Origin of the sequence: Streptomyces sp. NBC_00659, from assembly GCF_036226925.1 — a bacterium.
Classification (GTDB): Bacteria; Actinomycetota; Actinomycetes; order Streptomycetales; family Streptomycetaceae; genus Streptomyces.
This window is the reverse complement of record NZ_CP109031.1, coordinates 2,599,293-2,621,855: the sequence shown is the minus strand read 5'-3', so window position 1 is coordinate 2,621,855 and position 22,563 is coordinate 2,599,293. Positions and strand designations below refer to the sequence as shown.

Sequence of the window (22,563 nt, the reverse complement as noted above, 5' to 3'; positions counted from 1 at the left end):
GAGGAGCAAGTCTAGGGACGTCGGCGCGTCCCGGAACCGCCGGGGGCCGCATCCACGTACAGGTCCCGCGGCCGGTGCAGCGACAGCCACCGCTCCGCGTACGCCACCGCGTCGGCCACCGGGAAGAGCCGCGCCCGGGCCGCGCCCACGGTCCCCCGTACGACGGGACGGTCCCGCTCGAAGTCGGCGCCCAGCTCCTCGAACAGCTCGGAGGTGATCGACACCTCCCGCACCGTCCGCCAGCCCGTGGGGGAGGGCCGGCCGACCTCCACGACGGGTGAGGGGATGCGGTACTCGGCCAGGTGGAAGCTGGTGCAGGTGTCGTAGCCGGCGCCGAGCAGCAGGACGCGGGCACCGCCGGCCTCCAGGCGGGCCAGCGGGCTCCGCTCGCCGAGCCGGCAGTCGGGCGCGTGTCCGTCCACGATGGCCGCCGCGCGCGGGCCGAGCGCCGCGAACGAGGTCTCCGGGTGCGCGCTGCGCAGGGCGCCGGGCCAGGTGCGGACGGTCTCGGGTATCACGCCGACCCCGCGGGAGGGCGTCACGCGCGGGTCGTAGACGGGCATGGTCGCCCGGATGGTCGACCACCACTCCTCGGGAACCGGAGGGCGGCTCCACAGCGCCGGGTCGGAGAGGTCGCCGGACTGGGTCGGGACCACCAGCGTGCCGTCCGGACCGAGTACGTCGAGCAGTCCTTGTACGACGGCCACGGGACCGCCGTTGACCCAGCCGAGGGCGCTGAGCGAGGAGTGCGCGAGGAGCGTTTCTCCCGCTCCCACACCCAGGGCGCGCAGGTCGGCGGCGAGGGTGTCCCGGGTGACGAGTGGGCCGGTCGGAGGGGGTGTCGGCATGGTCCCGGAGTCTTCCCGAGAGGCCGTCCGTACGCCAGCGGATTGATCGATCAAAGATCGTTTGCCCAGGTCACGTTAGGTATACCTAAGTGATGCAGCGCACCGTCCACCCCGAAGGGTGCGGCTTGTCAGGCCCTGAGGAATTACGCAACAATGGTGTTGTGAAAAACGTTGGCGAGGCTCGGGAGACCCCCACGGGGCCCCCGCAGGAGGAACTCGCGACCGGTGAGCGCTCGACGCGCAACCGGATCGCGCGGTCCATCCTGGACCACGGCCCGTCGACCGTCGCCGACCTGGCGGGCCGACTGGGCCTGACCCATGCCGCCGTACGCCGTCATCTGGACGCGCTGGTCGCCGACGACGTCGTGGAGGCGCGCGAGCAGCGGGTCTACGGAGCGCGGACACGCGGCCGTCCCGCCAAGGTGTTCGCCCTGACCGACTGTGGCCGGGACGCCTTCGACCAGTCCTACGACAAGCTCGCCGAGGACGCCCTGCGCTGGATCGCCGAGCGCGAGGGCGGGGACGACGCGATCCTCTCCTTCGCCCGCGCCCGGATCGCCGCGCAGGCCGGGGCGTACCGCGAGGCCATCGAGGCCGCGACGCCCGAGGAACGCACGGAAGCCCTGGCCAAGGCCCTCAGTGCGGACGGGTACGCTGCCACGGCGCGCAGCGCACCGGTCGGCGAGCAGCTCTGCCAGCACCACTGCCCGGTGGCGCACGTCGCCGAGCAGTTCCCGCAGCTGTGCGAGGCGGAGACGGAGTTCTTCTCCCAGCTGCTCGGCACGCACGTCCAGCGACTGGCCACCATCGCCCACGGCGACGGGGTGTGCACGACGTTCATCCCCAAGATTTCGCAAACCACTCATAACGCATCTGCAAGTACCGCCGGGAGGAACCCCGCATGACGCTCCCCATCGAGGAGACTGCCCACCCCGAGCTCGAGGGTCTGGGCACGTACGAATACGGCTGGGCCGACTCCGACGTGGCCGGTGCCTCCGCCAAGCGTGGCATCAACGAGGACGTCGTCCGCGACATCTCCGCGAAGAAGAGCGAGCCGGAGTGGATGACCAAGCTCCGTCTCAAGGGTCTGCGCCTCTTCGGTAAGAAGCCCATGCCCAACTGGGGTTCCGACCTGTCGGGCATCGACTTCGACAACATCAAGTACTTCGTGCGCTCCACGGAGAAGCAGGCGGAGTCCTGGGAGGACCTGCCCGAGGACATCAAGAACACGTACGACAAGCTCGGCATCCCCGAGGCGGAGAAGCAGCGCCTCGTCGCCGGTGTCGCGGCCCAGTACGAGTCCGAGGTCGTCTACCACCAGATCAACGAAGAGCTCGAGGCGCAGGGTGTCATCTTCATGGACACCGACACGGCGCTCAAGGAGCACCCGGAGCTCTTCAAGGAGTACTTCGGCACGGTCATCCCGGTCGGTGACAACAAGTTCGCGTCGCTGAACACCGCGGTGTGGTCCGGAGGCTCGTTCATCTACGTGCCGAAGGGTGTGCACGTCGAGATTCCGCTCCAGGCCTACTTCCGTATCAACACGGAGAACATGGGCCAGTTCGAGCGGACGCTGATCATCGTCGACGAGGACGCCTACGTCCACTACGTCGAGGGTTGTACGGCGCCGATCTACTCCTCGGACTCCCTGCACTCCGCGGTGGTCGAGATCATCGTGAAGAAGGGCGGCCGCTGCCGCTACACGACGATCCAGAACTGGTCGAACAACGTCTACAACCTGGTCACCAAGCGCGCCGTGGCGTACGAGGGCGCGACCATGGAGTGGATCGACGGCAACATCGGCTCCAAGGTCACCATGAAGTACCCGGCCGTCTACCTGATGGGCGAGCACGCCAAGGGCGAGACCCTGTCCATCGCCTTCGCGGGCGAGGGCCAGCACCAGGACGCCGGCTCCAAGATGGTCCACATGGCGCCGAACACCTCTTCGAACATCGTGTCGAAGTCGGTGGCGCGCGGTGGCGGCCGTACGTCCTACCGTGGTCTCGTCGAGATCGGCGAGGGCGCCCACGGCTCCAAGTCGAACGTCCTGTGCGACGCGCTGCTCGTCGACACGATCTCCCGCTCGGACACGTACCCGTACGTGGACGTCCGCGAGGACGACGTGTCCATGGGCCACGAGGCGACCGTCTCCAAGGTCTCCGAGGACCAGCTCTTCTACCTGATGAGCCGCGGTCTGACGGAGTTCGAGGCGATGGCGATGATCGTGCGCGGCTTCGTCGAGCCGATCGCCAAGGAACTGCCCATGGAGTACGCCCTCGAGCTCAACCGGCTGATCGAGCTCCAGATGGAAGGCTCGGTCGGCTAAGCGCCGACCGCCGTATCCATCAAGCCACTCACGTAAGAAAGCGAGCAGACCGACAGCCATGGCTGAGGCTCAGAACATTCCGGTGGGCAGCACGACCGCCGGCCAGATCGCGGTGGCCGCCGAGTCGACCGTCGCCACGCGCATGAGCGCGCCCCCCTCCTTCGACGTGGCGGACTTCCCCGTCCCCCACGGCCGCGAGGAGGAGTGGCGGTTCACGCCGCTGGAGCGCCTGCGCGGGCTGCACGACGGCACCGCCGTCGCGACCGGCGAAGGCGTACGGATCGACGTCGAGGCCCCCGAGGGCGTCACCGTCGAGACGGTCGCCCGCGACGACGCGCGGATCGGCAGGGCCGGCACCCCCGTGGACCGTGTCGCCGCCCAGGCGTACTCGGCCTTCGAGAAGGCCGGTGTCGTCACCGTCCCCAAGGAGACGGTGCTGACCGAGCCCATCCGGATCGCCGTGCACGGCGAGGGCGGGGTCGCCTACGGCCACCAGGTCATCGAGCTGGGAGCCTTCGCCGAGGCCGTCGTCGTCATCGACCACACCGGTGACGCGGTGCTCGCCGCCAACGTCGACTACGTCCTCGGCGACGGCGCCAAGCTGACCGTCGTCTCCGTCCAGGACTGGGACGACTCGGCCGTCCACGTCGGCCAGCACAACGCGCTGATCGGCCGCGACGCCACCTTCAAGTCGTTCGTGGTCACCTTCGGCGGCGACCTCGTACGCCTCCACCCGCGCATCGCCTACGCGGGCACCGGCGGCGAGGCCGAGCTGTTCGGCCTGTACTTCACGGATGCCGGCCAGCACCAGGAGCACCGTCTCCTGGTCGACCACAACACCCCGCACTGCAAGTCCAACGTCATGTACAAGGGCGCGCTGCAGGGCGAGGGCGCGCACGCGGTCTGGATCGGCGACGTCCTCATCGAGGCCAAGGCCGAGGGCACGGACACCTACGAGATGAACCGCAACCTGGTTCTGACCGACGGCGCCCGCGTCGACTCCGTGCCGAACCTGGAGATCGAGACCGGCGAGATCGTCGGCGCCGGCCACGCCTCCGCGACCGGCCGCTTCGACGACGAGCAGCTCTTCTACCTGATGGCCCGTGGCATCCCCGCCGACGAGGCCCGCCGTCTGGTGGTCCGCGGCTTCTTCGCCGGACTGGTCCAGCAGATCGGTGTCGACGACATCGAAGAGCGCCTTCTCGTGAAGATCGACGAGGAGCTGGAGGCGTCGCTCTGATGCCCGGCACCTTCGTGCGCGTCTGTGGGCTGAGCGAGCTGGAGGAGAACACCCCGAAGCGGGTGGAACTCGACGGCACGCCGGTCTCGGTCGTGAAGACCGAGGGGGAGGTGTTCGCGATCAACGACATCTGCTCGCACGCGAACGTCTCGCTCTCCGAGGGCGAGGTGGAGGACTGTCAGATCGAATGCTGGCTGCACGGCTCCGCGTTCGACCTCCGCACCGGCAAGCCGTCCGGTCTTCCCGCGACGCGCCCCGTCCCCGTATACCCCGTTCAGATCGAAGGGGACGACGTGCTCGTCTCCCTCAACCAGGAGTCCTGAGGAACCCATGGCAACGCTTGAAATCCACGACCTGCACGTCACCGTCGAGGCCGACAACGCCACGAAGGAGATTCTCAAGGGCGTCGACCTGACCGTGAAGCAGGGCGAGACGCACGCCATCATGGGCCCCAACGGCTCCGGCAAGTCGACCCTCGCCTACTCGCTCGCGGGCCACCCGAAGTACACGATCACCGGTGGCACCGTCACCCTCGACGGCGAGAACGTCCTGGAGATGTCCGTCGACGAGCGCGCCCGCGCGGGCCTGTTCCTCGCGATGCAGTACCCGGTCGAGATCCCCGGCGTCTCGGTCTCCAACTTCCTGCGCACCTCCGCCACCGCCGTCCGCGGCGAGGCCCCCAAGCTGCGTACGTGGGTGAAGGAGGTCAAGGAGACCATGGCGCGCCTCTCCATGGACCCGGCCTTCGCCGAGCGCAACGTCAACGAGGGCTTCTCCGGCGGTGAAAAGAAGCGCCACGAGATCCTTCAGCTGGAGCTGCTCAAGCCGAAGATCGCGATCCTCGACGAGACCGACTCCGGCCTGGACGTCGACGCCCTGCGCGTCGTCTCCGAGGGCGTCAACCGCGTCCGCGAGACCGGTGAGGTGGGCACCCTGCTCATCACCCACTACACGCGCATCCTGCGCTACATCAAGCCCGACTTCGTGCACGTGTTCTCCGGCGGCCGCATCGTCGAGTCCGGTGGCGCCGAGCTCGCCGACAAGCTGGAGAACGAGGGCTACGAGTCGTACGCACTCGACGCGAAGGGCGGCGTATCCGCGTGACACAGCTGCCGGGCCTCCTCGACACCGAGGCGATCCGCAAGGACTTCCCCATCCTGGACCGTCAGGTCCACGACGGTAAGAAGATCGTGTACCTGGACAACGCGGCGACCTCGCAGAAGCCGCGCCAGGTGCTGGACGCCCTGAACGAGTACTACGAGCGCTACAACGCCAACGTCCACCGCGGTGTGCATGTGCTCGCCGAGGAGGCCACGGCGCTGTACGAGGGTGCGCGCGACAAGGTCGCCGCGTTCATCAACGCGCCGAGCCGCGACGAGGTGATCTTCACCAAGAACGCCTCCGAGTCGCTCAACCTCGTGGCCAACATGCTGGGCTGGGCCGACGAGCCCTACCGCGTGGACCACGAGACCGAGATCGTCATCACCGAGATGGAGCACCACTCCAACATCGTTCCGTGGCAGCTGCTCTCGCAGCGCACCGGTGCGAAGCTGAAGTGGTTCGGCCTCACCGACGACGGCCGTCTCGACCTGTCGAACATCGACGAGATCATCACGGAGAAGACGAAGATCGTCTCCTTCGTGCTGGTGTCGAACATCCTGGGCACCGTGAACCCGGTCGAGGCGATAGTGCGCCGCGCCCAGGAGGTCGGCGCCCTGGTCCTGATCGACGCGTCGCAGGCCGCGCCGCACATGCCGCTCGACGTCCAGGCCCTCCAGGCCGACTTCGTGGCCTTCACCGGTCACAAGATGTGCGGTCCGACGGGCATCGGCGTCCTCTGGGGCCGCCAGGAACTCCTGGAGGACCTCCCGCCGTTCCTCGGCGGCGGCGAGATGATCGAGACCGTGTCGATGCACTCGTCGACGTACGCGCCGGCGCCGCACAAGTTCGAGGCGGGCACCCCGCCGATCGCGCAGGCGGTCGGTCTGGGCGCGGCGATCGACTACCTCTCCGCGATCGGCATGGACAAGATCCTCGCCCACGAGCACGCGCTCACCGAGTACGCGGTGAAGCGGCTCGCGGAGGTCCCCGACCTGAGGATCATCGGCCCCACCACGGCCGAGGACCGCGGCGCGGCGATCTCGTTCACGCTGGGCGACATCCACCCGCACGACGTGGGCCAGGTTCTCGACGAGCAGGGCATCGCGGTCCGGGTCGGTCACCATTGCGCCCGTCCGGTCTGCCTGAGGTACGGAATTCCTGCGACCACGCGGGCGTCGTTCTATCTGTACTCCACGCCGTCCGAGATCGACGCTCTGGTCGACGGCCTGGAGCACGTACGGAACTTCTTCGGCTGAGGGGCTGGCTGGGAACGTGAAGCTGGATTCGATGTACCAGGAAGTCATCCTGGACCACTACAAGCACCCGCACGGGCGCGGTCTCCGGGACGGCGACGCCGAGGTGCACCACGTCAATCCCACGTGCGGTGACGAGATCACCCTGCGGGTGAAGTACGACGGCGAGCGGATCGAGGACATCTCGTACGAGGGCCAGGGCTGCTCGATCAGCCAGGCCTCGGCCTCCGTTCTGAACGACCTCCTGGTCGGCAAGGACGTGTCCGACGCGCAGAAGATCCAGGAGACCTTCCTGGAACTGATGCAGTCCAAGGGCCGTATCGAGCCCGACGACGCGATGGAGGAGGTGCTGGAGGACGCGGTCGCGTTCGCCGGTGTCTCCAAGTACCCGGCCCGGGTCAAGTGCGCCCTCCTCAGCTGGATGGCGTGGAAGGACGCGACGGCCCAGGCTCTGGGCGAGAGCGCCGAGAGGAAGACGGCATGAGCGAGAACACTGTGACATCGGACGAGACCGTCGTGACGTCGGACGAGTCGGTGGCCGCGTCCGGCGAGACCGCCGTGGCGTCGGGCGACACCCTGACGACGAAGCCCGCCTCGGAGGAAGAGGTCCGCGAGGCGCTCTACGACGTCGTCGACCCTGAGCTGGGTATCGACGTCGTCAACCTCGGCCTCATCTACGGCATTCACATCGACGACGCGAACATCGCGACGATCGACATGACCCTGACGTCCGCGGCCTGCCCGCTCACCGACGTCATCGAGGACCAGGCCAAGTCCGCCACGGACGGTCTCGTCAACGAGCTGCGCATCAACTGGGTCTGGATGCCGCCGTGGGGCCCGGACAAGATCACGGACGACGGCCGCGAGCAGCTTCGCGCGCTCGGGTTCAACGTCTGAGTCCTCGGTCCAGGGCTTCGGCCCTCGAGTACCTCGCACGGGGCGGCACCTTCGGGTGCCGCCCCGTCGCGTTTTCCCGGCGGGAGCTCTGGGCTCAGGCCAGGCCCCGCACCAGGCGGAACGCGGAGTCCTCCCCGTAGAGCCTGTCGCGCTCGTAACGCGCGAGGACGAGCTGGAAGTTGCGGTGGCGCAGGAAACGGCCCGGGTAGTTGACCGCCTCCAGCATCACGGCGCCCGAGCGGGAGGACGCGCGGGGGCAGAAGGTGGCGTCCTCCCGGAAGATCGCGGAGCCGTCGTCGCGGTCGGCGCGCAGGATGAAGTCGCGGTGGCGCAGGTAGGAGCCGTCGGTGGTGGCGAAGGAGTAGCAGGAGGACTTCGCCAGTCCTGGAACCACCTTGAAGCTGGCGGCCCGCCGGGTCGTGGCCGGGCTGCCGGAGCCGACCGGGTCGAGCCGGACCTGACCGTCGCTCAGATGCCAGTAGCGGTCGGGGTAGTTGACCGCCTGGACGGACTTCAGCCGCGAGGACTGCTGGGGTGCGGAAGCGCTGCCGGAGGCGGCGGGCGTCGACTTCCCGGGGGTGGTCCCGCTGTCGGAGCCCTGGTCCGACGGATCCGGCGACACGGCGTCCCGGGACGCGGAATCCGCCGAGGCGGAGCGTGAGGTCTCCGGCGAGGACAGCGCGTCCTTGCCCGCCGGGGCGGTGGTCGCTCCCGCGGGCGCGCCGAAGAGGAAGGGGTTCGCCGTGTCGGCCACGGTCCTGTTGCCCGCCTGACGTGACGAGTCGTCAGAAGAGTTCGCCTGTACGGAGATCGCGGTGATGACGGTGACCGTGACCACCGCCGCGAGCCCACAGGCCAGCCAGAGCCGGCGGGTCCCCGGCAGCCTGCCCTCGTCGTCCGCCCCGAGGGCCTCCCAGGGTGTGGGGGACACGGGTACGAGGTCGGTCGACACCGGGTAGGGCGCGCCGCGCGGGGTGGGGTGCCAGGGCGCGATCTCCCTGGAGGGGGTGGACCCGTCGGGACCGGATCCGGGCGTCACTTCTGGCATACGCGTTCCTAAGCGGGGGAGGGCGAGCGCGTGAGGGGTGAAGCGAGAGGGTGAGGACGCGGCACACGGAGCGGGCGGTCATGGAGACCCGGTGTGCGGCTGGTGAAACAGTAGTGGAACCAGTGGCTACTGAGCAGTCGTTTACCACACCGATACCGGGAACATCCCGCGGCTTTTCTCGGGCAATCACCCACAGAGCCGCGGGAGTTGGGCGGGGGAGAGGCCCCTTCCGGATGAGGGGCCGCCGGCGGCCCCGCCAGGGCTGTCCCGGAGCGCCCGCCCGTGTGCGCCCGCAGGTGTGGCCCGGTGGCGGTGGCGGAGCCTCTGCCGCCGGGGGAGACTGCCGTTCATGGCTGTCTCTTTCTACCAACTGGTCATCGACGCCCACGACCTGCCGGCGCTCGCCCGCTTCTGGTGTCAGGTCCTCGACTGGCAGGTGCTGTTCGAGGACGAGGACGAGATCGTCATCGGCGCCGACGCGAACGCGCTCCCCGGAATCTGCTTCGTACCCGTCGGCGAGCGCAAGACCGTCAAGAACCGGCTCCACATCGATCTCACGCCGGACGACCGGGCCGCCGAGGTCGAGCGGATCCTCGCTCTCGGGGCAAGCCGGGCCGACGTGGGGCAGGGCGAGGACGTGACGTGGACCGTCCTCGCCGATCCCGAGGGCAACGAGTTCTGCGTGCTGCGCCCGAAGAAGTCGCTACTCGACTGACCCGGCCGGCTGCGGTCCGCCGGGTGCCTGCGGCCCGCCAGACGCGCCAGGTCCCCCGGGGGCTTCGGGTCCACCGGGTCCACCGGGCGTCCCCGTGCCGGCCGCGCGCACCAGTACGTCCGCCAGCCCCTCCCTGCGGATGCGCTGGTCGATGTACAGCAGGCTGCTCACCAGCGGCATGAACACCATGAAGAACACCTGGGCGAAGACACCGGCGATCGCCGAGAGCACCAGGGCCGGTCCCAGGTCGGGCAGCGACTGGACGTAGACCTCGCTCATGCTCACGGACGTCTGCGCCGAGGCGGTGTACGGCTGCGGGGTCGGCATCGCGAACCTGAACGGCACGTTGACCACGATGGCGACGACGAACGCGATCAGACCGCCCAGCAGGGTGATGCCGAACGTGCGCCACCACGCGCCGCGTACCAGCCGTGCCGATCGACGCAGCGCGGTCAAGGGGGACGCCCCCTCCAGCACGGCGGCGGCCGGGGCGAAGCTGAACCGGACGAGCAGCCAGAGCACCAGTGGCCCCGAGAGCAGCAGGAGCAGGAAGGCGAGACCGGCCGGGACGAACGGCTCGCCGTTCGAGGCGGCCATCATCAGCCCGAAGAACATCAAGGCGAACAGCGCCATCGGAATCGCGATGAACACGCCCATCAGCAGGGTCACCCCGAGGACGGACGGGGTGCGCGACCAGGCGCGCTTCCATACGGCGCCGAGGGGGACCCGGCGCCCGAGAACGGCGTCGTGCAGGGTGGCCGCGGACGAGGCCTGGATGAAGGAGCTCGCCACCAGCGAGACCAGCATGCCCACGGCCCACACGAAGCCGAACGCGATCAGGACGGTGCGCAGATCGGTCGGGTCGATGGACCGGGGCGCCGCGGACATGCGGTCCATCTGATCCTTCGTCGAGTGGAAGACGAGGACTTGCAGGCCCAGTGTCAGGGCCGCCAGGACCACGACGCCCGCGAGGGCGAGCCCGAACAGCGGCTTCGCGTAGCGGCGCATCGTGACAAAGGCGCCACCGAGGATGTGGTCCACGCCGAGCGGAGCCAGGGGGATCACACCCGGCTTGGGCGGTGGCGGCGGCGGTGGCATCCAGCCCCAGCCGCCCGGAGTACCCCAGTAAGGTCCCGACGGCCCTGACGGCCCCCACCCAGAACTGTCCGACATGCCCCTCGCGCTCCATGTGTTGTCGGGAGTCTGTTCGACTCCGGCCCCCTTGTGATCGCGAACGATATCCGCTGGGGCGCATGGTGCCCATGGCGTATACGGGATCCATGCGCGGACGGCCGCGGGCACTGGATGCGTACACCCGTACACAACTGCGGGCTCCATGTGTACAGTCGTACGCATGGGATATGTACTGCTCGCCGGTGCCATCGCGGCGGAGGTCGGCGCGACCACCGCGATGAAGTACACGGAGGGTTTCAGCAGGCTGTGGCCGTCCTTGCTGACCGTCCTCGGATACGTCGTCGCCTTCGCGCTGCTGGCGCAGACCCTGAAGACCGTGTCGGTCGGCACGGCGTACGCGATCTGGGCCGGCGTCGGCACCGCCGCCATCGCCGCGATCGGCATGCTGTTCCTCGGCGAGGGGTTCACGGCCGCGAAGGCCGCCGGGATCGTCCTGATCATCGGCGGGGTCGTCCTGCTGAACCTGGGCGGGGCGCACTGATGGCCGGGCCCGGAGCGGCGGACGGCGCACCGTGATGGCGCGGCGCCATGACCCCGAGCGGCGGCAGCGGATCATCGACGCGGCGATCCGAGTCGTCGGCGCCAAGGGCATCGCCGGGCTCAGCCACCGCTCCGTCGCGGCCGAGGCCGACGTACCGCTCGGCTCCACCACGTACCACTTCACGACCCTCGACGAACTCATGGTCGCCGCCCTGCGCCAGGCGAACGAGGGCTTCGCCGAGGTGGTCGCCGCCCGCGGCACCCTGGAGGACACCCGCGCGGACCTGGCCGCCGAACTCGCCGGACTGACCGGCGAATGGCTGGCCGGCGACCGCACGGGCGTGGAGCTGGAGTACGAGCTCTACCTCGCCGCCCTCCGCAGACCCGCGCTGCGCCCGGTGGCCGCCGAGTGGATCGACAGCCTCGTCGGACCACTGACCCACCGCACCGACGCGGTCACCGCACGGGCGCTCGTCGCCCTGCTGGACGGGATCTGCCTCCAGGTACTGCTGACCGGGACGCCGTACGACGAGGGGTACGCCCGGGAGGCGCTGGCGCGGATCCTGCGGGGCCGCGAGGGGGCCTCGGACGGTCCGGGCCGGTGACCGGACGCCCGCTCACCGAGACGCCCCGCGCACCGGTTCGCCCGCGCGGCCCCCGTCAAGTTAGGTTGCACTCATGACCGACACGACTGCTTCTCGTACCACCGGCGCCGTCGCCGCCGGGCTCGCCACCCTCGCCGCCGACGGCACCGTTCTCGACACCTGGTTCCCCGCACCCGAACTGTCCGAGGGCCCCGGCCCGTCCGGCACCGAGCGGCTGTCCACCGAGCGGGCCGTGGAACTGCTCGGCGAGGGAGCCGCGCAGGCCATCGGCCCGGACGCCCGCCGGGGCGTCGAGGTGGTCGCGGTCCGTACGGTCATCGCCTCGCTCGACGACAAGCCGCTCGACGCCCACGACGCGTACCTGCGTCTGCACCTTCTCTCGCACCGCCTGGTCAAGCCGCACGGCCAGAACCTGGACGGCGTGTTCGGGCTGCTCGCCAACGTCGCCTGGACCTCGCTCGGTCCGGTCGCCGTCGACGACGTCGAGAAGGTCCGGCTGAACGCGCGCGCCGCGGGCCTGCACCTCCAGGTCACCTCCATCGACAAGTTCCCGCGCATGACGGACTACGTCGCGCCCAAGGGCGTCCGCATCGCCGACGCCGACCGGGTCCGCCTCGGCGCGCACCTCGCCGCGGGCACGACCGTCATGCACGAGGGCTTCGTGAACTTCAACGCGGGCACGCTCGGCACCTCGATGGTCGAGGGCCGCATCTCGGCCGGTGTCGTCGTCGGCGACGGTTCGGACATCGGCGGCGGCGCGTCCACCATGGGCACCCTCTCGGGTGGCGGCAACGTCCGGATCACCATCGGCGAGCGCTGCCTCGTCGGCGCCGAGGCGGGCGTCGGCATCGCTCTCGGCGACGAGTGCGTGGTCGAGGCCGGGCTGTACGTCACCGCCGGTACGCGCGTGACGATGCCCGACGGGGACATCGTCAAGGCCCGCGAGCTGTCCGGGGCTTCGAACATTCTCTTCCGACGCAACTCGGTCACCGGAACCGTGGAGGCCCGCCCGAACAACGCGGTCTGGGGCGGCCTGAACGAGGTCCTGCACAGCCACAACTGACCATGGGCGGCCGTGACCTGCGGCCACCTTATCGATCACCGCTCTGACCTGCCGCTGAGCTGTCGGCAGTTGTCGACGCTGGTCACCATCGAGCGCCCTTCCACGGCCCCAGGACGGCCCGGGAGGGCGCTCGTGCGTTGGGGGAGACGGCCGCCTTGTAAGGGCGGCTGTGCAAGGCAGCGAAGGCGCCCAGGTCACCCAGCGTTCCGCGAGGGCACAGCTCAGCGGCAGATCTCGACTGCGGCTAACTGTCGTTGACCGTGATTGACCGCACGATGTGGCACGGCTGTGGCACGCGGCCCGGTCGCTGCAGCACAGCTAGCGGGCGGTGAGCGGTTCGTACTGCCCGGTAGTCTCACTCCGTTTATATGGCAACGAGGGGGGCGTTCGCGAGATGGCAAAGCCGGTACGTGCGGCCTGGGGCGAGGTCTGGATCACTTGTCAGTTCTGTGAGGGGGACCTGTTCCGCGTGCGGAACGTCATGCTCAACAGCTCCGGCATGGAGTTCATGAAGTTGGCTTGGGCCGACGAGAGCGCTACAGGCCTGATCTGCTGGGGGTGTGGGTACGTCCACCTCTTCGTCAACAAGGACATCAAGGTCTATCGAGCCGACAAGTAGCGGAGTTCGATCCGAGCCCCTTGACCCTCTCGATGCGAACTATGGGCGGGACGGTTGCTGAGGTCTCCTGAGCTGGTCAACTGGTCATCGAGCGCTGGTGACGGTCGGCCGGGGTCGCCGCAGTTGCTGTACATCCGTGCTGTACTACGGCGGTTCCGGAGTCGGCTGGCCGTCTTTGTGTGCGGGAACCGGTCACTCGTTCACCGCGTCAAGTCCAACTGGTAGAGGAAGGTGCGCATGAAGAAGTTGACCGTCTCGCTCGGCAGTGGCCTGCTGGTCGTCGGGATCACCGCAGGGGTGTGGTGGAACTGGTTTCACGAGCCCTATGCCCTGGCCGACGCGCCCAAGGTCGACGTGACGGTGCGCGCGGAAAAGTCCAAGTACCCCGACGTACAGGAGACGGCCGAGGACGTCGACACTCTCGTACGGGTCTACGTGCAGCGGCTCAAGGCCGGAGACGCGAAGGGGATCGCCGAGCTGGCCGGCCCCGCTTACAAGCAGCCCGGGCCCATCGCGGCCAAGTACGTGCGCATGTACGGCCAAGCGGCGGGCGGCTCCGTCGAAGCCACCGTGCTGGAGGGAGTCGTCCCCTACTTCAACTCGGTGACGGTGACGTACGAACGAACCGGCCAGCGGCAGGATTTGCTGCTGGTGAAGGATGACGGGCACTGGTGGATAGGCCTCGGCGACGGCGATCCTGCGGCGGGCTTGTAGCGACAGCTGCGGAAGACGAACTTTGACGTGCAGCCTCATCTTTATCAGGTCGATCACAGGGGACTGTCGACATCGGTCAACCTGGCCTGCGCCTCGGCCGATCGTCCACTGAGGTCCGCCGCCGAGCGCTGCTGTTCGTGCTTGTTGGTGTCAGCCGCTGATGTCAGCCGCCACACGCGGCTTTTGCAGGGGGCGACGCTGTTGAGCGATTGGGGCTGTCCCTGGTGTGGCGGAGGATGGTGCTCATGTGCGCTCTTTTCGACCCTCCCGAGCCTCGCCGCGTCTCGCCAGGCGAATACCCCGTGTGGGACCAGGCTCTCGCCCTTCTGAACCGAGACCTGGCGGTGACGCTTCCCCAGCTGGAACCCCTGCAGCTGCTGGCCCTTCCGTCCTACGATGCGGATGAGCCGGAGAACGTCTACGTCGCCATGGCCAACGGTGAGTGGCAGGGCAATTACCTGGACCCGAACTCACAGGACAGCCTTGCCTCTGCACTGGCGAGCGTCGCCGATGCCGCGCAGGAGACCGTCATGGAGCTTCTGTGGCAGGCGTGGCCCCTGTGCCCCGAGCATGGCCTGGGCATGCATCCAAGGGAGGATGCACAGGAGCGACTGTGCTGGTGGTGCGCGGGAGAACGGTTGCGTCGCGGCCCAGCTCATATCCACGCGGCCGTGGGCGCACTCGACGCTTTGAGGGCGTCGATCCGTACACGGTCTTGAAAACCGTCGTGGCGCGAGTCACCGTGGGTTCAAATCCCACACCCACCGCAGGTGAACGGCCCCTGACCAGGTAAATCGGTCGGGGGTCGATCTCGTGAGCGTTACCCGCGAGGGACCGTGGTTCCCCGCTGTTTCCCGACTGAACGGACAGGGGAGGGGCACGTCGACAGGCAGTCTCTCTGACCCGGTGTGTAGCCGGTGGTCTCTCAACAACGTCCGATGACCAGGTAAGTCGGTCAGGGCGCCGACTTTTGACTGTCGCGCAGCTGCCGCCCGCGCTCGTCCATGAGCGCCAGGTACTCCGCGTGCCACGGCTTGCCTGCTGCCTCACGGCACAGCTCACGCGACCGTCGCAGACGCCTCTGCTGCCGGATCGCTTCGCACAGCGCCCAGACTGCCAGCGCGGACAGAACCCAGGGGATCCATGCTTCCGGAAGCAGAGCGACCATCCCTGCCCCAATGGCTCCGATCACGACGAAAGTGAAGCGCATGCCCCAGATGTGGGCCGTCGGCCCCGGTGTGAACTCTGGCTCGTCGTCTTCGTGGTCACCGTCGCTACCCGCAGGTTCCGGGAGGCCATGGAGCCAGGCGCTGCGCCCGAACCGCGTGGAGACCGCCACTCCCCAGAGGGGCAGGCACAGCGTCGCGGCATAGGCCAACGGCCGGACCGCCTCAGCGGGTACGACCCATGACAGGCTGGCACAGGTCACGGCCACGGCCACATGAACCCACGGGAGAATGAGCCGTCGGATCGCAAGATCACCCTCGGCGCGGGCCAGCTCTTTCATTTCCTGCACTATTCCCCCTCCATCAGATTTGAACATTCGGGAACCATCCGGAGGAATCAATGGTTCCGGTTGGATGGGAAGGCTACATCTGGTGGGGTCGCGTGGATGGCCGGCCGTCTGCGGTCGACGACGGTGAGAGGTTGGCTCCGAGACTTTGGGCGGGAGCTGCCATGGGGCGAGTGATCATGGCCCCGTAAGCTCATCGCGAGTCGGGCAGTCTGTGGACCTGCCCGTAAAGCACGACGTTGGGGCCATGATCTTCGAGGCTCGCCCCATGGTGGCTGCCTAAAGTCTCGGAGCCAACCGGCCCATCTACGGGTTTACTGTTCTCGACTCGGGCCCGCACTCGCTGCGGCCCAGGGCTTGGCCCCGGCGCCGAAGGCGCAGAGGGGCCAAGGCCTAAGGGCCAGCCCGCGCTCGCGCGGGCACTTGATGAAGTAGGGAAAGTTCTACCGCGCTGGTGCTGCTGGGGCGTTCGACCATGGACTGTTGGCTGGGCGGCCGACTCGGATACGGTGCGATTCATGCCCTCTGCACTGGACACGCCCCAAGAAGCGGCCGCACTGGCCGAGTCTCTGTTGCCCCCGCTCGGGAACCGGTGGCTGCACACTCAGGCCGTAGCGGCTCGGGCTCGTGAGGTCTCCGCGGCTGTCCCAGAGAGCGAACGCGATCTCCTTGTATCCGCTGCATGGCTTCACGACCTCGGCTACGCACCAGAGCTTCATGACACCGGGTTTCACCCGATCGACGGGGCTCGGCACCTTGTGCGTCTCGGCGCTCCTGATCGACTGGTCCGGCTCGTCGCCCACCACTCTGGTGCCGTGTACGAAGCGGAGCAACGAGGCCTCTCGGCTGAGCTGGCAGCCTACGAGCGTGAAGACTCGCCGCTTCTCGATGCCTTGATCTACGCGGACATGACGACCGGCCCCGCCGGCCAGTCATTCGTCTTCGAGCGCCGGATTGACGAGATCCTTGTCCGCTATGAGGTGGGCAGCGTGGTGCACACCGCCATCAGCAAAGCACGGCCCTACCTCGCGGGAGCGATCCAACGAACTCAGGACCGCCTCACGCGGGCTGCGGATCAGAGCGCGAACGGTTTGTAGGCCAGGGCGCGATCAACGATCTGCTCAGCGGTAGGTTCCGCGGAGTCCCAGTAGATGTAGTCGCTGATGTAAGGGCAGGCGAGTCCGCGCTCGAGCTTGGCCAGGACTTCGTCTGCCTCGCCCTCGTCCGTGAAGTCGGCGTCCATGAGACGTCGTACGAGGGACAGGGCTTCTTCGCGGTCCATGCCGCGTGATGTTGTCATGGTCCGCCCGGCTCCTATCCGATGTACGGCTGCTCCCGGCCCGCGAGGCCGTGTTCGATCCGCATGCGCATGGACGGGTGAATGTTCAGCTCGTTCAGCCTTCTCGGGGCCACGAAGGCGACTTCCTTACTTTCGCTGCTGGTCCGCAGCTCGCCGCCGGTGATCCGGGCTGTGAAGCAGATCGAGAACTGCTGGCGTACCTCGCCGTCGTCGTACGCCATGACGTGCCCGGGGTTCGTGTAGATCCCGACGAGACCAGTCACCTCCACGTCAAACCCGGTCTCTTCCTTGGTCTCGCGTACGGCCGCGTCAGGAGCCGACTCGCCCAGGTCGATGCCGCCGCCGGGCAGTGCCCAGAGGTTGTTGTCCGTCTTGTGGATCAGCAAGACTTCTCCGGCCTCGTTGCGGGTCACCGCGGTCACGGAGGGGACGAGGCTGTTCGCCTTCGGGGCGTTCGGGTCATTGAAGTAGTCGATGCGCGCCATGCGTTCCAGCCTCGCACGTCTGGCGAGGGGTCAGGTTCGTCGCGCTGCGGGACCGAGGTCTCTTCCGTCCAGGATCTCGATGTCCACGATGACCGACCCGGTCGGATCAAGACTGAGCCAGATCACCACTTCGTCGTGCTCCTCCAGTTCGCACAGGTAGGGAGTGGGCGAACCCTGCGGCGCCGTCAAGAGGGCCCTACAGGTGGGCGTACAAGTGCACACGCCGTGGAAGCGCAAGGCTGGGATCTGCGCGATCAGGACCGGGTCATCGTCGCCAAGCAAGCGCACGATGTCGGCAGTCAGCTCGGGGAAGACTTCCGCGAGCAGCGGTAGTCCGTCGACGGTCACAGCACGATGGGAGTCCCGCGCTCCCAGGTGTAGTCGAAGCTTCGCATGTAGTGCCGGAACGTGCGGGCACCCGGAATGTATCGGAAGTGCAGTACCGGGTTCTGTCCTGCGGGAGCTCCGAGGACGTGCGGGTTCACCAACACGTCATCATCGAAGCGGTAGATGGAGTTGTAGAGGATCGTGTCGTGCAGCCTGATCTCCACGCCGCGCGTCTTGGCTGCCGGTTCGAGGTAGCGGCGGGTTATCCGGGCGCGGGCGGCAAGGTCGTCGCCGATGCCTTCCTCTTCGCCCCGCTGGCGGATCATCTGCGACTCCGGGTCGCCCAGGAGGACACGCACCTGGGTGCCGGCCGTTGCCTTCTCTGCGAGCTGGTCGGGGAGGTCGGGGTGATTGTCGAAGAGGAACAGTCCCGCGTATACGAGGATTTCGACCTGATCCTTCGCCCCCTCGATCAGCGACGACCACAGGGAAGCTGGAACGGCGCCGCGGTGCGGGTAGTACGTGACCAGCTCAGAAGTGCTCGCGGTCTCCGCCTGCTTCTCCACTGTCGGCCAGAGATAGACCTCATCGACGCCCAGGAAGCTCGCAGCCTTCCAGCGGTGACCCCGGTGCGGCGTGCGATTCGTCGTGATCCACCGCTCGACGCTCTTCGGGTCCACTCCGACGTGATCAGCGGTGGACTGGATGGTCTCGCCCTTCGCCGAAATCGCCGCGCGCAGACGCTCGTTCGCCATGAGGTGTCCTCCCCGTAGGACGTAGGGACGTTTTGACGGTAACTCAGACGTCCCTAAACGTCCAGACGGACCGTGATACGTCCGTGGGGTCTCGCGGTCTCCTGAACTCACCGACAAGCCCCGGTCAACTTCGCCTAGTTGCAAGAGACAAGACAATGCGTCAGATTCCCGTCGACACCACGAACGCGACCGTGATGGTCGCCAAGGCTCCGCAGCCGAAGATCAAGGACCGTCGTACCGGTGAGATCGCCGTGGACAAGGACGGCGTCACGCTGATGACGGTGGAGGTCATGTTCTCCACGCCGGACGAGGTGGAGATCCTGAAGCTCACTGTTCCCGAGCCGGGCGTCTCCGAGGACCTGGTCATGGGGACCCCGGTCGCGCTGACGGGCCTGGTGGCCTCGGCCTGGGAGAACGAGTTCAACGGGCAGAAGCGGCACGGGATCGCCTTCCGCGCGGTCGCGGTCACCTCGCTCGCCGCCGCCGGTTCGACATCGAAGGCGGCCTGATCATGACAGGGTTAAGCATCGGCCTGGTGGCACTGGTTGCTGCCGTGCTGGTCCTGCGGTGGCGGCGTCCCGCTTGGTACTGGCTGGCCTTCGGTGCCGTCTTCGCCACGGTGCGGGTCCTGGTCCACTACACGTCGGTGATGGACGCGTGCAGGCTGACCGTCCCGCCCTCGCGCTGGCGCCTGGCCCTGGCCCGGATGACCAACCGGCCCGTCCCGGAGTCGAGGGCCCCGCGCATCCTGCGCCTTCGCCCCACCCGGACCGGCCTGGTCCTGCGCCTCAAACTCCGCCCCGGGCAGGACGCGTTCGACGTCTCCGCTGCCACCGACCGGCTGCGCCACTCCTTCGGCATGTACGGCGTGACCTCGCGTGAGCTGCGCTCCGGTGTGGTCGAGGTGCGGATGACCGGCTATGACGTCCTCAAGCGGGTCCAGATGCCCGCCAAGGCTGATCCGGCGCCGATGCGGGTCCCCGGTCGCTCTGCGGGAGGACGGTGCGGTGCACTACCGCGACTACCGGGCCGTCCCGCATGGCCTTACTCTCGGCGCCACGGAGTCGGGGAAGTCGGTCTATCAGCGGAACCTGGTGGCCGGCCTCGCCCCGATGGACGTCGCCCTGGTCGGCATCGACTGCAAGCAGGGGGTTGAGCTCTTCCCGCTGGCACGGCGGTTCTCCGCGCTCGCCGACAACCCCGACACCGCTCTCGATCTCCTCGAAGCTCTCGTCTCGCACATGGCGGACGTCTATCAGGTGATCCGGGCTGAGCAGCGGATCACGGTGAACGTGCCGGTTTCACCCTCCGGACGTACACGCACCTGATGCCGAACAGCGAGGCACGCACTCGGGCCGCCGTCGACCGGGTCTTTCGGGATCCGGAGAGCACCGAAGACGGCCCCGATACGGCCCACGGGGCAAGTTGACCCCCTGACCTGCATCGCAATCAGAACAGCCACAACTGACCGACGGCGGCCGCGCCTCGCGGCCGTCCGCCGGCTCATCGCTCCGAACTGCCGCCGCACCGCGGGCAGTTGTCGGCGCTGGTGCCATCGAGCGCCCTTCCGCGGCCCCAGGCCGGCCCGGGAGGGCGCTCGTGCGTCACCTCTCGACGTCCGGCGTTCTCACAGCCGGGACGCGAACTCCGTCAGCGCGGCGAAGTCGGGCTCGCGCAGCCCGAGCCGGGGATCGACATGGCGCAGGAGGGCGGGGGCGGGGTGGTGGGCGGAGACGAACGTCTCGTCGGCCGGGCTCTGTTCGTCGTCCACCCAGGCGAACGGGCGGCCCTCGGCGTGGGCCACGATGCGCTCCGTCTTCCAGTGGACGCCGTCGGGGCGCTCGGCGAAGAGGGCGCCGGTGAAATCGACCCAGGGGAGTTCGGGCAGGCCGATCACGGGGCCGATCCAGCGGTTGGCGGAGTCCATCCAGGTGGTGGCCCAGCACAGGTCGTAGCCGAGCGCCAGGAGGGCACGGCCGTGGCCGGGGTGGAGCCAGACCCGCAGCGGCCGGCCGGGCTTCAGCGCCACGCGGATCGTGGTGTACCCAGAGGGCCGGCGCTCCTTCTGGGCCGCGTACGGATTGAGCGGGCCGTCGACGTCGAGGAACAGCAGGGGTCGGCTCATCGGGTCACCGTAGAGGGCGCCGGGGCCGGGGCGGGAAACCTTTTCGGCTCGGTTCGTGCCGGGAGGCATAGCGGGAGACGACGGCACGCGTCACCAGGGACACAGAGGTCGGTCGCAAGGGACCGCCGGGGACGAGAAGGTGACGATGGATGCCGAAGCGGATGAGACCTTCCGGGACTTCGTGGCGAACAGGTCGTCCGCGCTGCTGAAGACGGCGGTGCTGCTCAGCGGGGGAGACCGGCACGCCGCCGAGGACCTGCTGCAGAACGCGCTGATCAAGGTGGCCGGCCGCTGGAACCGGATCGACGAGCCCGAGGCGTACGTACGGCGGATCCTGTACCGGCAGCAGGTGAGCCGCTGGCGGCTGAAGTGGCCGAGACGCGAACTGAGCGTCGCCGAACCGCCCGAGACGTCCGGCCCCGCGGTCCCCGGCACGGACGCCTCGGCGGCCGCCGAACTGCGGATCGTCATGCGGGGCGCGCTGGCCCGGCTCACCGCGCGGCAGCGCACCGTGCTCGTGCTGCGCTACTTCGAGGATCTGCCCGAGGCCGAGGTGGCCCGGCTCCTCGGCTGCTCGGTCGGAACCGTGCGCTCCACGACCCATCGCTCGCTCGCCCGGCTGCGGACGCTCGCCCCCGAACTGGCCGCGCTCGGCCCGGGGCACGAGCCCCAGCCGCCGTCCCGTGACTTCTCGCCCGTGGAGGTACACCGGTGAACGTCGAAGAACTCCTCCGCGACACACTCCGGGAGCAGGCAGAGGACGGCCCGCGCACACCGCCCGGATTCGCCGACCGTGTGCTCGCCGTCCGCAGGCGCCGCAGGACCCGGCGCATCGCGTCCGTCGCGGCCGCCGCGGCCGTGGTGCTCACCGCCGCGATCGCGGTGCCGAGCCTGGACTCCGGAGGGCACGACGTACGTCCCTTGCGCGGGGTGGACCCCAAGCCGGCCACCACGCACCCGGTGCCCTCGGCGCACCCGGGGCAGTCACCGGTGCACGAGCTGGTCGCGGCCGGGAGAACGGCGATGGCCGCCTACTACACCCAGAAGACCGACTGGCAGAGCACCCACGACGGCATCCGCAAGGGCATCGGGGTGCGCACCTACTGGCTGCTCGACCCGAAGTCCGGCCACTACGAGAAGGACACCCGGTGGTCGTGGGTCGCCGTGGCCCCCGGCCTGCGGACCGCCGCCGTACTGGAGCGGCACCTGCCCGCGAGCCGGATCGGGCTGCTCGACCTCACGAGCGGCAAGGTCGCTCGGTGGATTCCGGTCGACCACCCGGTGGGCGGGCTGGAGTTCTCGCGCGACGGCACGAGACTCGTGGCCACGACGTACAGCGAGAATCCCGACAAGCGGATCAAGATGGACAACATCGACAGAGTTCCTGTGTCGGTGAAGCCCTCCCGCACCGGCTTCTACGTCTTCGACGTGGCCTCGGGCAAGGGCGCCTGGGCCGACGTGGGGGTGGTCAGGGACGACCAGGGCAACGAGATCAACACACGTCAGGACTTCGGGTTCTGCCGCGACGGGAGGACCATCACGGGCCTGCAGTCGCTCACGTCCGGCGACCGCTTCTACGACGTGTCCGGCCGGGAGGTGAGCGCGCCCCACGAAGAGCGGTACCGCACCTGGTTCGTCAAGGCTGGCCTGTCGCCCGACGGCACCAAGATGGCCGGGGACTTCGCGGGCGAGAAGTGGTACACCTCCTCCTGGATCCTCGACCCGCGCACCGGCAAGCACCTGGCCGAGGTCCACGGCCAGCAGCTCCTCGCCTGGGCCGACGACAAGTCCCTGATCGCCTGGGACATCGCCAAGGGCGAGAAGAACGAGTTCCACAATCGGCTGGTGCTGGTCACCATCGGCAGTGACAAAGAGGTGCCGCTCAGTGGCTTCCTCAAGGGCACCGACGGCTCGGCGGGGCGCTGGGAGCCCCTCTTCGCCGATCGCTGAGGCCC

The 22,563-nt window shown here is 68.5% G+C and carries 28 protein-coding genes, 1 tRNA gene and 1 pseudogene; 21 read left to right on the top strand and 9 right to left on the bottom strand.

The window, feature by feature from the left end; translation table 11 throughout:
• Positions 1-11 precede the first annotated feature (11 nt).
• Positions 12-848 carry an aminoglycoside N(3)-acetyltransferase gene (locus OG410_RS11420; RefSeq protein ID WP_329299019.1) on the bottom strand — a complete coding sequence of 279 codons (837 nt, stop codon included), beginning with the start codon at positions 846-848 and terminating at the stop codon, positions 12-14.
• Between the two features lie 161 nt (positions 849-1,009).
• On the opposite strand from OG410_RS11420, the gene OG410_RS11415 reads away from it, so the two are divergent.
• The 8 genes from OG410_RS11415 to OG410_RS11380 are packed head-to-tail and all read left to right on the top strand — an operon-like array spanning position 1,010 to position 7,665.
• Entirely contained in the window at positions 1,010-1,753 is a 744-nt protein-coding gene (locus tag OG410_RS11415; protein WP_329299018.1) for a helix-turn-helix transcriptional regulator, read from the top strand.
• Positions 1,750-3,174, top strand: coding sequence for a Fe-S cluster assembly protein SufB (gene sufB, locus OG410_RS11410; RefSeq protein ID WP_329299017.1), 1,425 nt, complete (start codon positions 1,750-1,752; stop codon positions 3,172-3,174). Before OG410_RS11415 ends, sufB begins: the two co-directional genes overlap by 4 nt.
• A gap of 58 nt (positions 3,175-3,232) precedes the next feature.
• Complete coding sequence (gene sufD, locus OG410_RS11405) at positions 3,233-4,414, top strand: Fe-S cluster assembly protein SufD (protein ID WP_329299016.1); 1,182 nt, start codon at positions 3,233-3,235, stop codon at positions 4,412-4,414.
• Complete coding sequence (locus tag OG410_RS11400; RefSeq protein ID WP_261703358.1) at positions 4,414-4,737, top strand: bifunctional 3-phenylpropionate/cinnamic acid dioxygenase ferredoxin subunit; 324 nt, start codon at positions 4,414-4,416, stop codon at positions 4,735-4,737. The genes sufD and OG410_RS11400 overlap by 1 nt, the downstream gene beginning before the upstream one ends.
• Positions 4,738-4,744: 7 nt before the next feature.
• Positions 4,745-5,518, top strand: coding sequence for a Fe-S cluster assembly ATPase SufC (gene sufC, locus OG410_RS11395; RefSeq protein WP_326788473.1), 774 nt, complete (start codon positions 4,745-4,747; stop codon positions 5,516-5,518).
• Positions 5,515-6,771, top strand: coding sequence for a cysteine desulfurase (locus OG410_RS11390; protein ID WP_328668438.1), 1,257 nt, complete (start codon positions 5,515-5,517; stop codon positions 6,769-6,771). The genes sufC and OG410_RS11390 overlap by 4 nt, the downstream gene beginning before the upstream one ends.
• Positions 6,772-6,787: 16 nt before the next feature.
• Positions 6,788-7,252, top strand: coding sequence for a Fe-S cluster assembly sulfur transfer protein SufU (gene sufU, locus OG410_RS11385; RefSeq protein ID WP_151470345.1), 465 nt, complete (start codon positions 6,788-6,790; stop codon positions 7,250-7,252).
• Positions 7,249-7,665, top strand: a complete 417-nt coding sequence (locus OG410_RS11380; RefSeq protein ID WP_443063736.1) for a metal-sulfur cluster assembly factor — start codon at positions 7,249-7,251, stop codon at positions 7,663-7,665. Before sufU ends, OG410_RS11380 begins: the two co-directional genes overlap by 4 nt.
• 94 nt (positions 7,666-7,759) lie before the next feature.
• On the opposite strand, the gene OG410_RS11375 is transcribed toward OG410_RS11380, so the two are convergent.
• On the bottom strand, positions 7,760-8,713 hold the full coding sequence (locus OG410_RS11375) for an AbfB domain-containing protein (RefSeq protein WP_329299015.1): 954 nt from the start codon (positions 8,711-8,713) through the stop codon (positions 7,760-7,762).
• Between the two features lie 349 nt (positions 8,714-9,062).
• On the opposite strand from OG410_RS11375, the gene OG410_RS11370 reads away from it, so the two are divergent.
• The gene (locus OG410_RS11370; protein WP_329299014.1) at positions 9,063-9,428 is read left to right on the top strand and encodes a VOC family protein; all 366 of its coding nucleotides are present in this window, start codon (positions 9,063-9,065) and stop codon (positions 9,426-9,428) included.
• Here OG410_RS11370 and OG410_RS11365 read toward each other — a convergent pair.
• Positions 9,417-10,493 carry a DUF7847 domain-containing protein gene (locus OG410_RS11365; protein WP_329299013.1) on the bottom strand — a complete coding sequence of 359 codons (1,077 nt, stop codon included), beginning with the start codon at positions 10,491-10,493 and terminating at the stop codon, positions 9,417-9,419. The genes OG410_RS11370 and OG410_RS11365 overlap by 12 nt on opposite strands.
• Before the next feature lie 211 nt (positions 10,494-10,704).
• Between OG410_RS11365 and OG410_RS11360 the strand changes: the two genes are divergently transcribed.
• From OG410_RS11360 to OG410_RS11330, 7 genes are all read left to right on the top strand, one after another.
• Positions 10,705-11,103, top strand: a complete 399-nt coding sequence (locus OG410_RS11360) for a DMT family transporter (protein ID WP_443063881.1) — start codon at positions 10,705-10,707, stop codon at positions 11,101-11,103.
• 34 nt (positions 11,104-11,137) lie between these two features.
• The gene (locus OG410_RS11355; RefSeq protein ID WP_329299011.1) at positions 11,138-11,707 is read left to right on the top strand and encodes a TetR/AcrR family transcriptional regulator; all 570 of its coding nucleotides are present in this window, start codon (positions 11,138-11,140) and stop codon (positions 11,705-11,707) included.
• Between the two features lie 73 nt (positions 11,708-11,780).
• On the top strand, positions 11,781-12,770 hold the full coding sequence (gene dapD / locus OG410_RS11350) for a 2,3,4,5-tetrahydropyridine-2,6-dicarboxylate N-succinyltransferase (protein WP_329299010.1): 990 nt from the start codon (positions 11,781-11,783) through the stop codon (positions 12,768-12,770).
• 394 nt (positions 12,771-13,164) lie between these two features.
• On the top strand, positions 13,165-13,389 hold the full coding sequence (locus OG410_RS11345; protein WP_329299009.1) for a hypothetical protein: 225 nt from the start codon (positions 13,165-13,167) through the stop codon (positions 13,387-13,389).
• 237 nt (positions 13,390-13,626) lie between these two features.
• Positions 13,627-14,103 (top strand): hypothetical protein, encoded by a 477-nt coding sequence (locus tag OG410_RS11340; RefSeq protein WP_329299008.1) that lies wholly within the window; start codon positions 13,627-13,629, stop codon positions 14,101-14,103.
• 245 nt (positions 14,104-14,348) lie between these two features.
• The gene (locus tag OG410_RS11335; protein WP_329299007.1) at positions 14,349-14,822 is read left to right on the top strand and encodes a hypothetical protein; all 474 of its coding nucleotides are present in this window, start codon (positions 14,349-14,351) and stop codon (positions 14,820-14,822) included.
• Positions 14,793-14,867, top strand: a tRNA-OTHER gene (locus OG410_RS11330). The genes OG410_RS11335 and OG410_RS11330 overlap by 30 nt, the downstream gene beginning before the upstream one ends.
• A 191-nt stretch (positions 14,868-15,058) precedes the next feature.
• On the opposite strand, the gene OG410_RS11325 is transcribed toward OG410_RS11330, so the two are convergent.
• Entirely contained in the window at positions 15,059-15,610 is a 552-nt protein-coding gene (locus tag OG410_RS11325; RefSeq protein WP_329299006.1) for a hypothetical protein, read from the bottom strand.
• A 524-nt stretch (positions 15,611-16,134) separates the two neighbouring features.
• On the opposite strand from OG410_RS11325, the gene OG410_RS11320 reads away from it, so the two are divergent.
• Positions 16,135-16,713 carry an HD domain-containing protein gene (locus tag OG410_RS11320; protein ID WP_329299005.1) on the top strand — a complete coding sequence of 193 codons (579 nt, stop codon included), beginning with the start codon at positions 16,135-16,137 and terminating at the stop codon, positions 16,711-16,713.
• Here the strand turns inward: OG410_RS11320 and OG410_RS11315 are convergent.
• The 4 genes from OG410_RS11315 to OG410_RS11300 are packed head-to-tail and all read right to left on the bottom strand — an operon-like array spanning position 16,692 to position 18,483.
• The gene (locus OG410_RS11315; protein WP_329299004.1) at positions 16,692-16,916 is read right to left on the bottom strand and encodes an e9imm peptide; all 225 of its coding nucleotides are present in this window, start codon (positions 16,914-16,916) and stop codon (positions 16,692-16,694) included. The genes OG410_RS11320 and OG410_RS11315 overlap by 22 nt on opposite strands.
• 14 nt (positions 16,917-16,930) lie before the next feature.
• Entirely contained in the window at positions 16,931-17,401 is a 471-nt protein-coding gene (locus OG410_RS11310) for an NUDIX hydrolase (RefSeq protein WP_329299003.1), read from the bottom strand.
• Positions 17,402-17,431: 30 nt separating this feature from the next.
• Entirely contained in the window at positions 17,432-17,749 is a 318-nt protein-coding gene (locus tag OG410_RS11305) for a hypothetical protein (RefSeq protein WP_329299002.1), read from the bottom strand.
• On the bottom strand, positions 17,746-18,483 hold the full coding sequence (locus tag OG410_RS11300; protein ID WP_329299001.1) for an XRE family transcriptional regulator: 738 nt from the start codon (positions 18,481-18,483) through the stop codon (positions 17,746-17,748). The genes OG410_RS11305 and OG410_RS11300 overlap by 4 nt, the downstream gene beginning before the upstream one ends.
• A 155-nt stretch (positions 18,484-18,638) precedes the next feature.
• On the opposite strand from OG410_RS11300, the gene OG410_RS11295 reads away from it, so the two are divergent.
• Both OG410_RS11295 and OG410_RS11290 read left to right on the top strand, forming a co-directional pair.
• A complete protein-coding gene (locus OG410_RS11295) occupies positions 18,639-18,992 on the top strand; it encodes an SCO3933 family regulatory protein (protein ID WP_329299000.1) in 354 nt (117 codons plus the stop codon).
• Positions 18,993-18,994: 2 nt separating this feature from the next.
• Positions 18,995-19,781: pseudogene (locus OG410_RS11290) on the top strand (FtsK/SpoIIIE domain-containing protein); the annotation flags it as partial.
• Between the two features lie 329 nt (positions 19,782-20,110).
• On the opposite strand, the gene OG410_RS11285 reads toward OG410_RS11290, so the two are convergent.
• The gene (locus OG410_RS11285) at positions 20,111-20,608 is read right to left on the bottom strand and encodes a hypothetical protein (protein ID WP_329298999.1); all 498 of its coding nucleotides are present in this window, start codon (positions 20,606-20,608) and stop codon (positions 20,111-20,113) included.
• A 145-nt stretch (positions 20,609-20,753) separates the two neighbouring features.
• On the opposite strand from OG410_RS11285, the gene OG410_RS11280 reads away from it, so the two are divergent.
• Together OG410_RS11280 and OG410_RS11275 are read left to right on the top strand one after the other, a co-directional pair.
• Entirely contained in the window at positions 20,754-21,323 is a 570-nt protein-coding gene (locus OG410_RS11280) for a SigE family RNA polymerase sigma factor (protein WP_329298998.1), read from the top strand.
• Positions 21,320-22,558: a WD40 repeat domain-containing protein gene (locus OG410_RS11275; RefSeq protein WP_329298997.1), complete on the top strand. Its 1,239-nt coding sequence runs from the start codon at positions 21,320-21,322 to the stop codon at positions 22,556-22,558. The genes OG410_RS11280 and OG410_RS11275 overlap by 4 nt, the downstream gene beginning before the upstream one ends.
• The last annotated feature ends 5 nt before the right edge of the window (positions 22,559-22,563 follow it).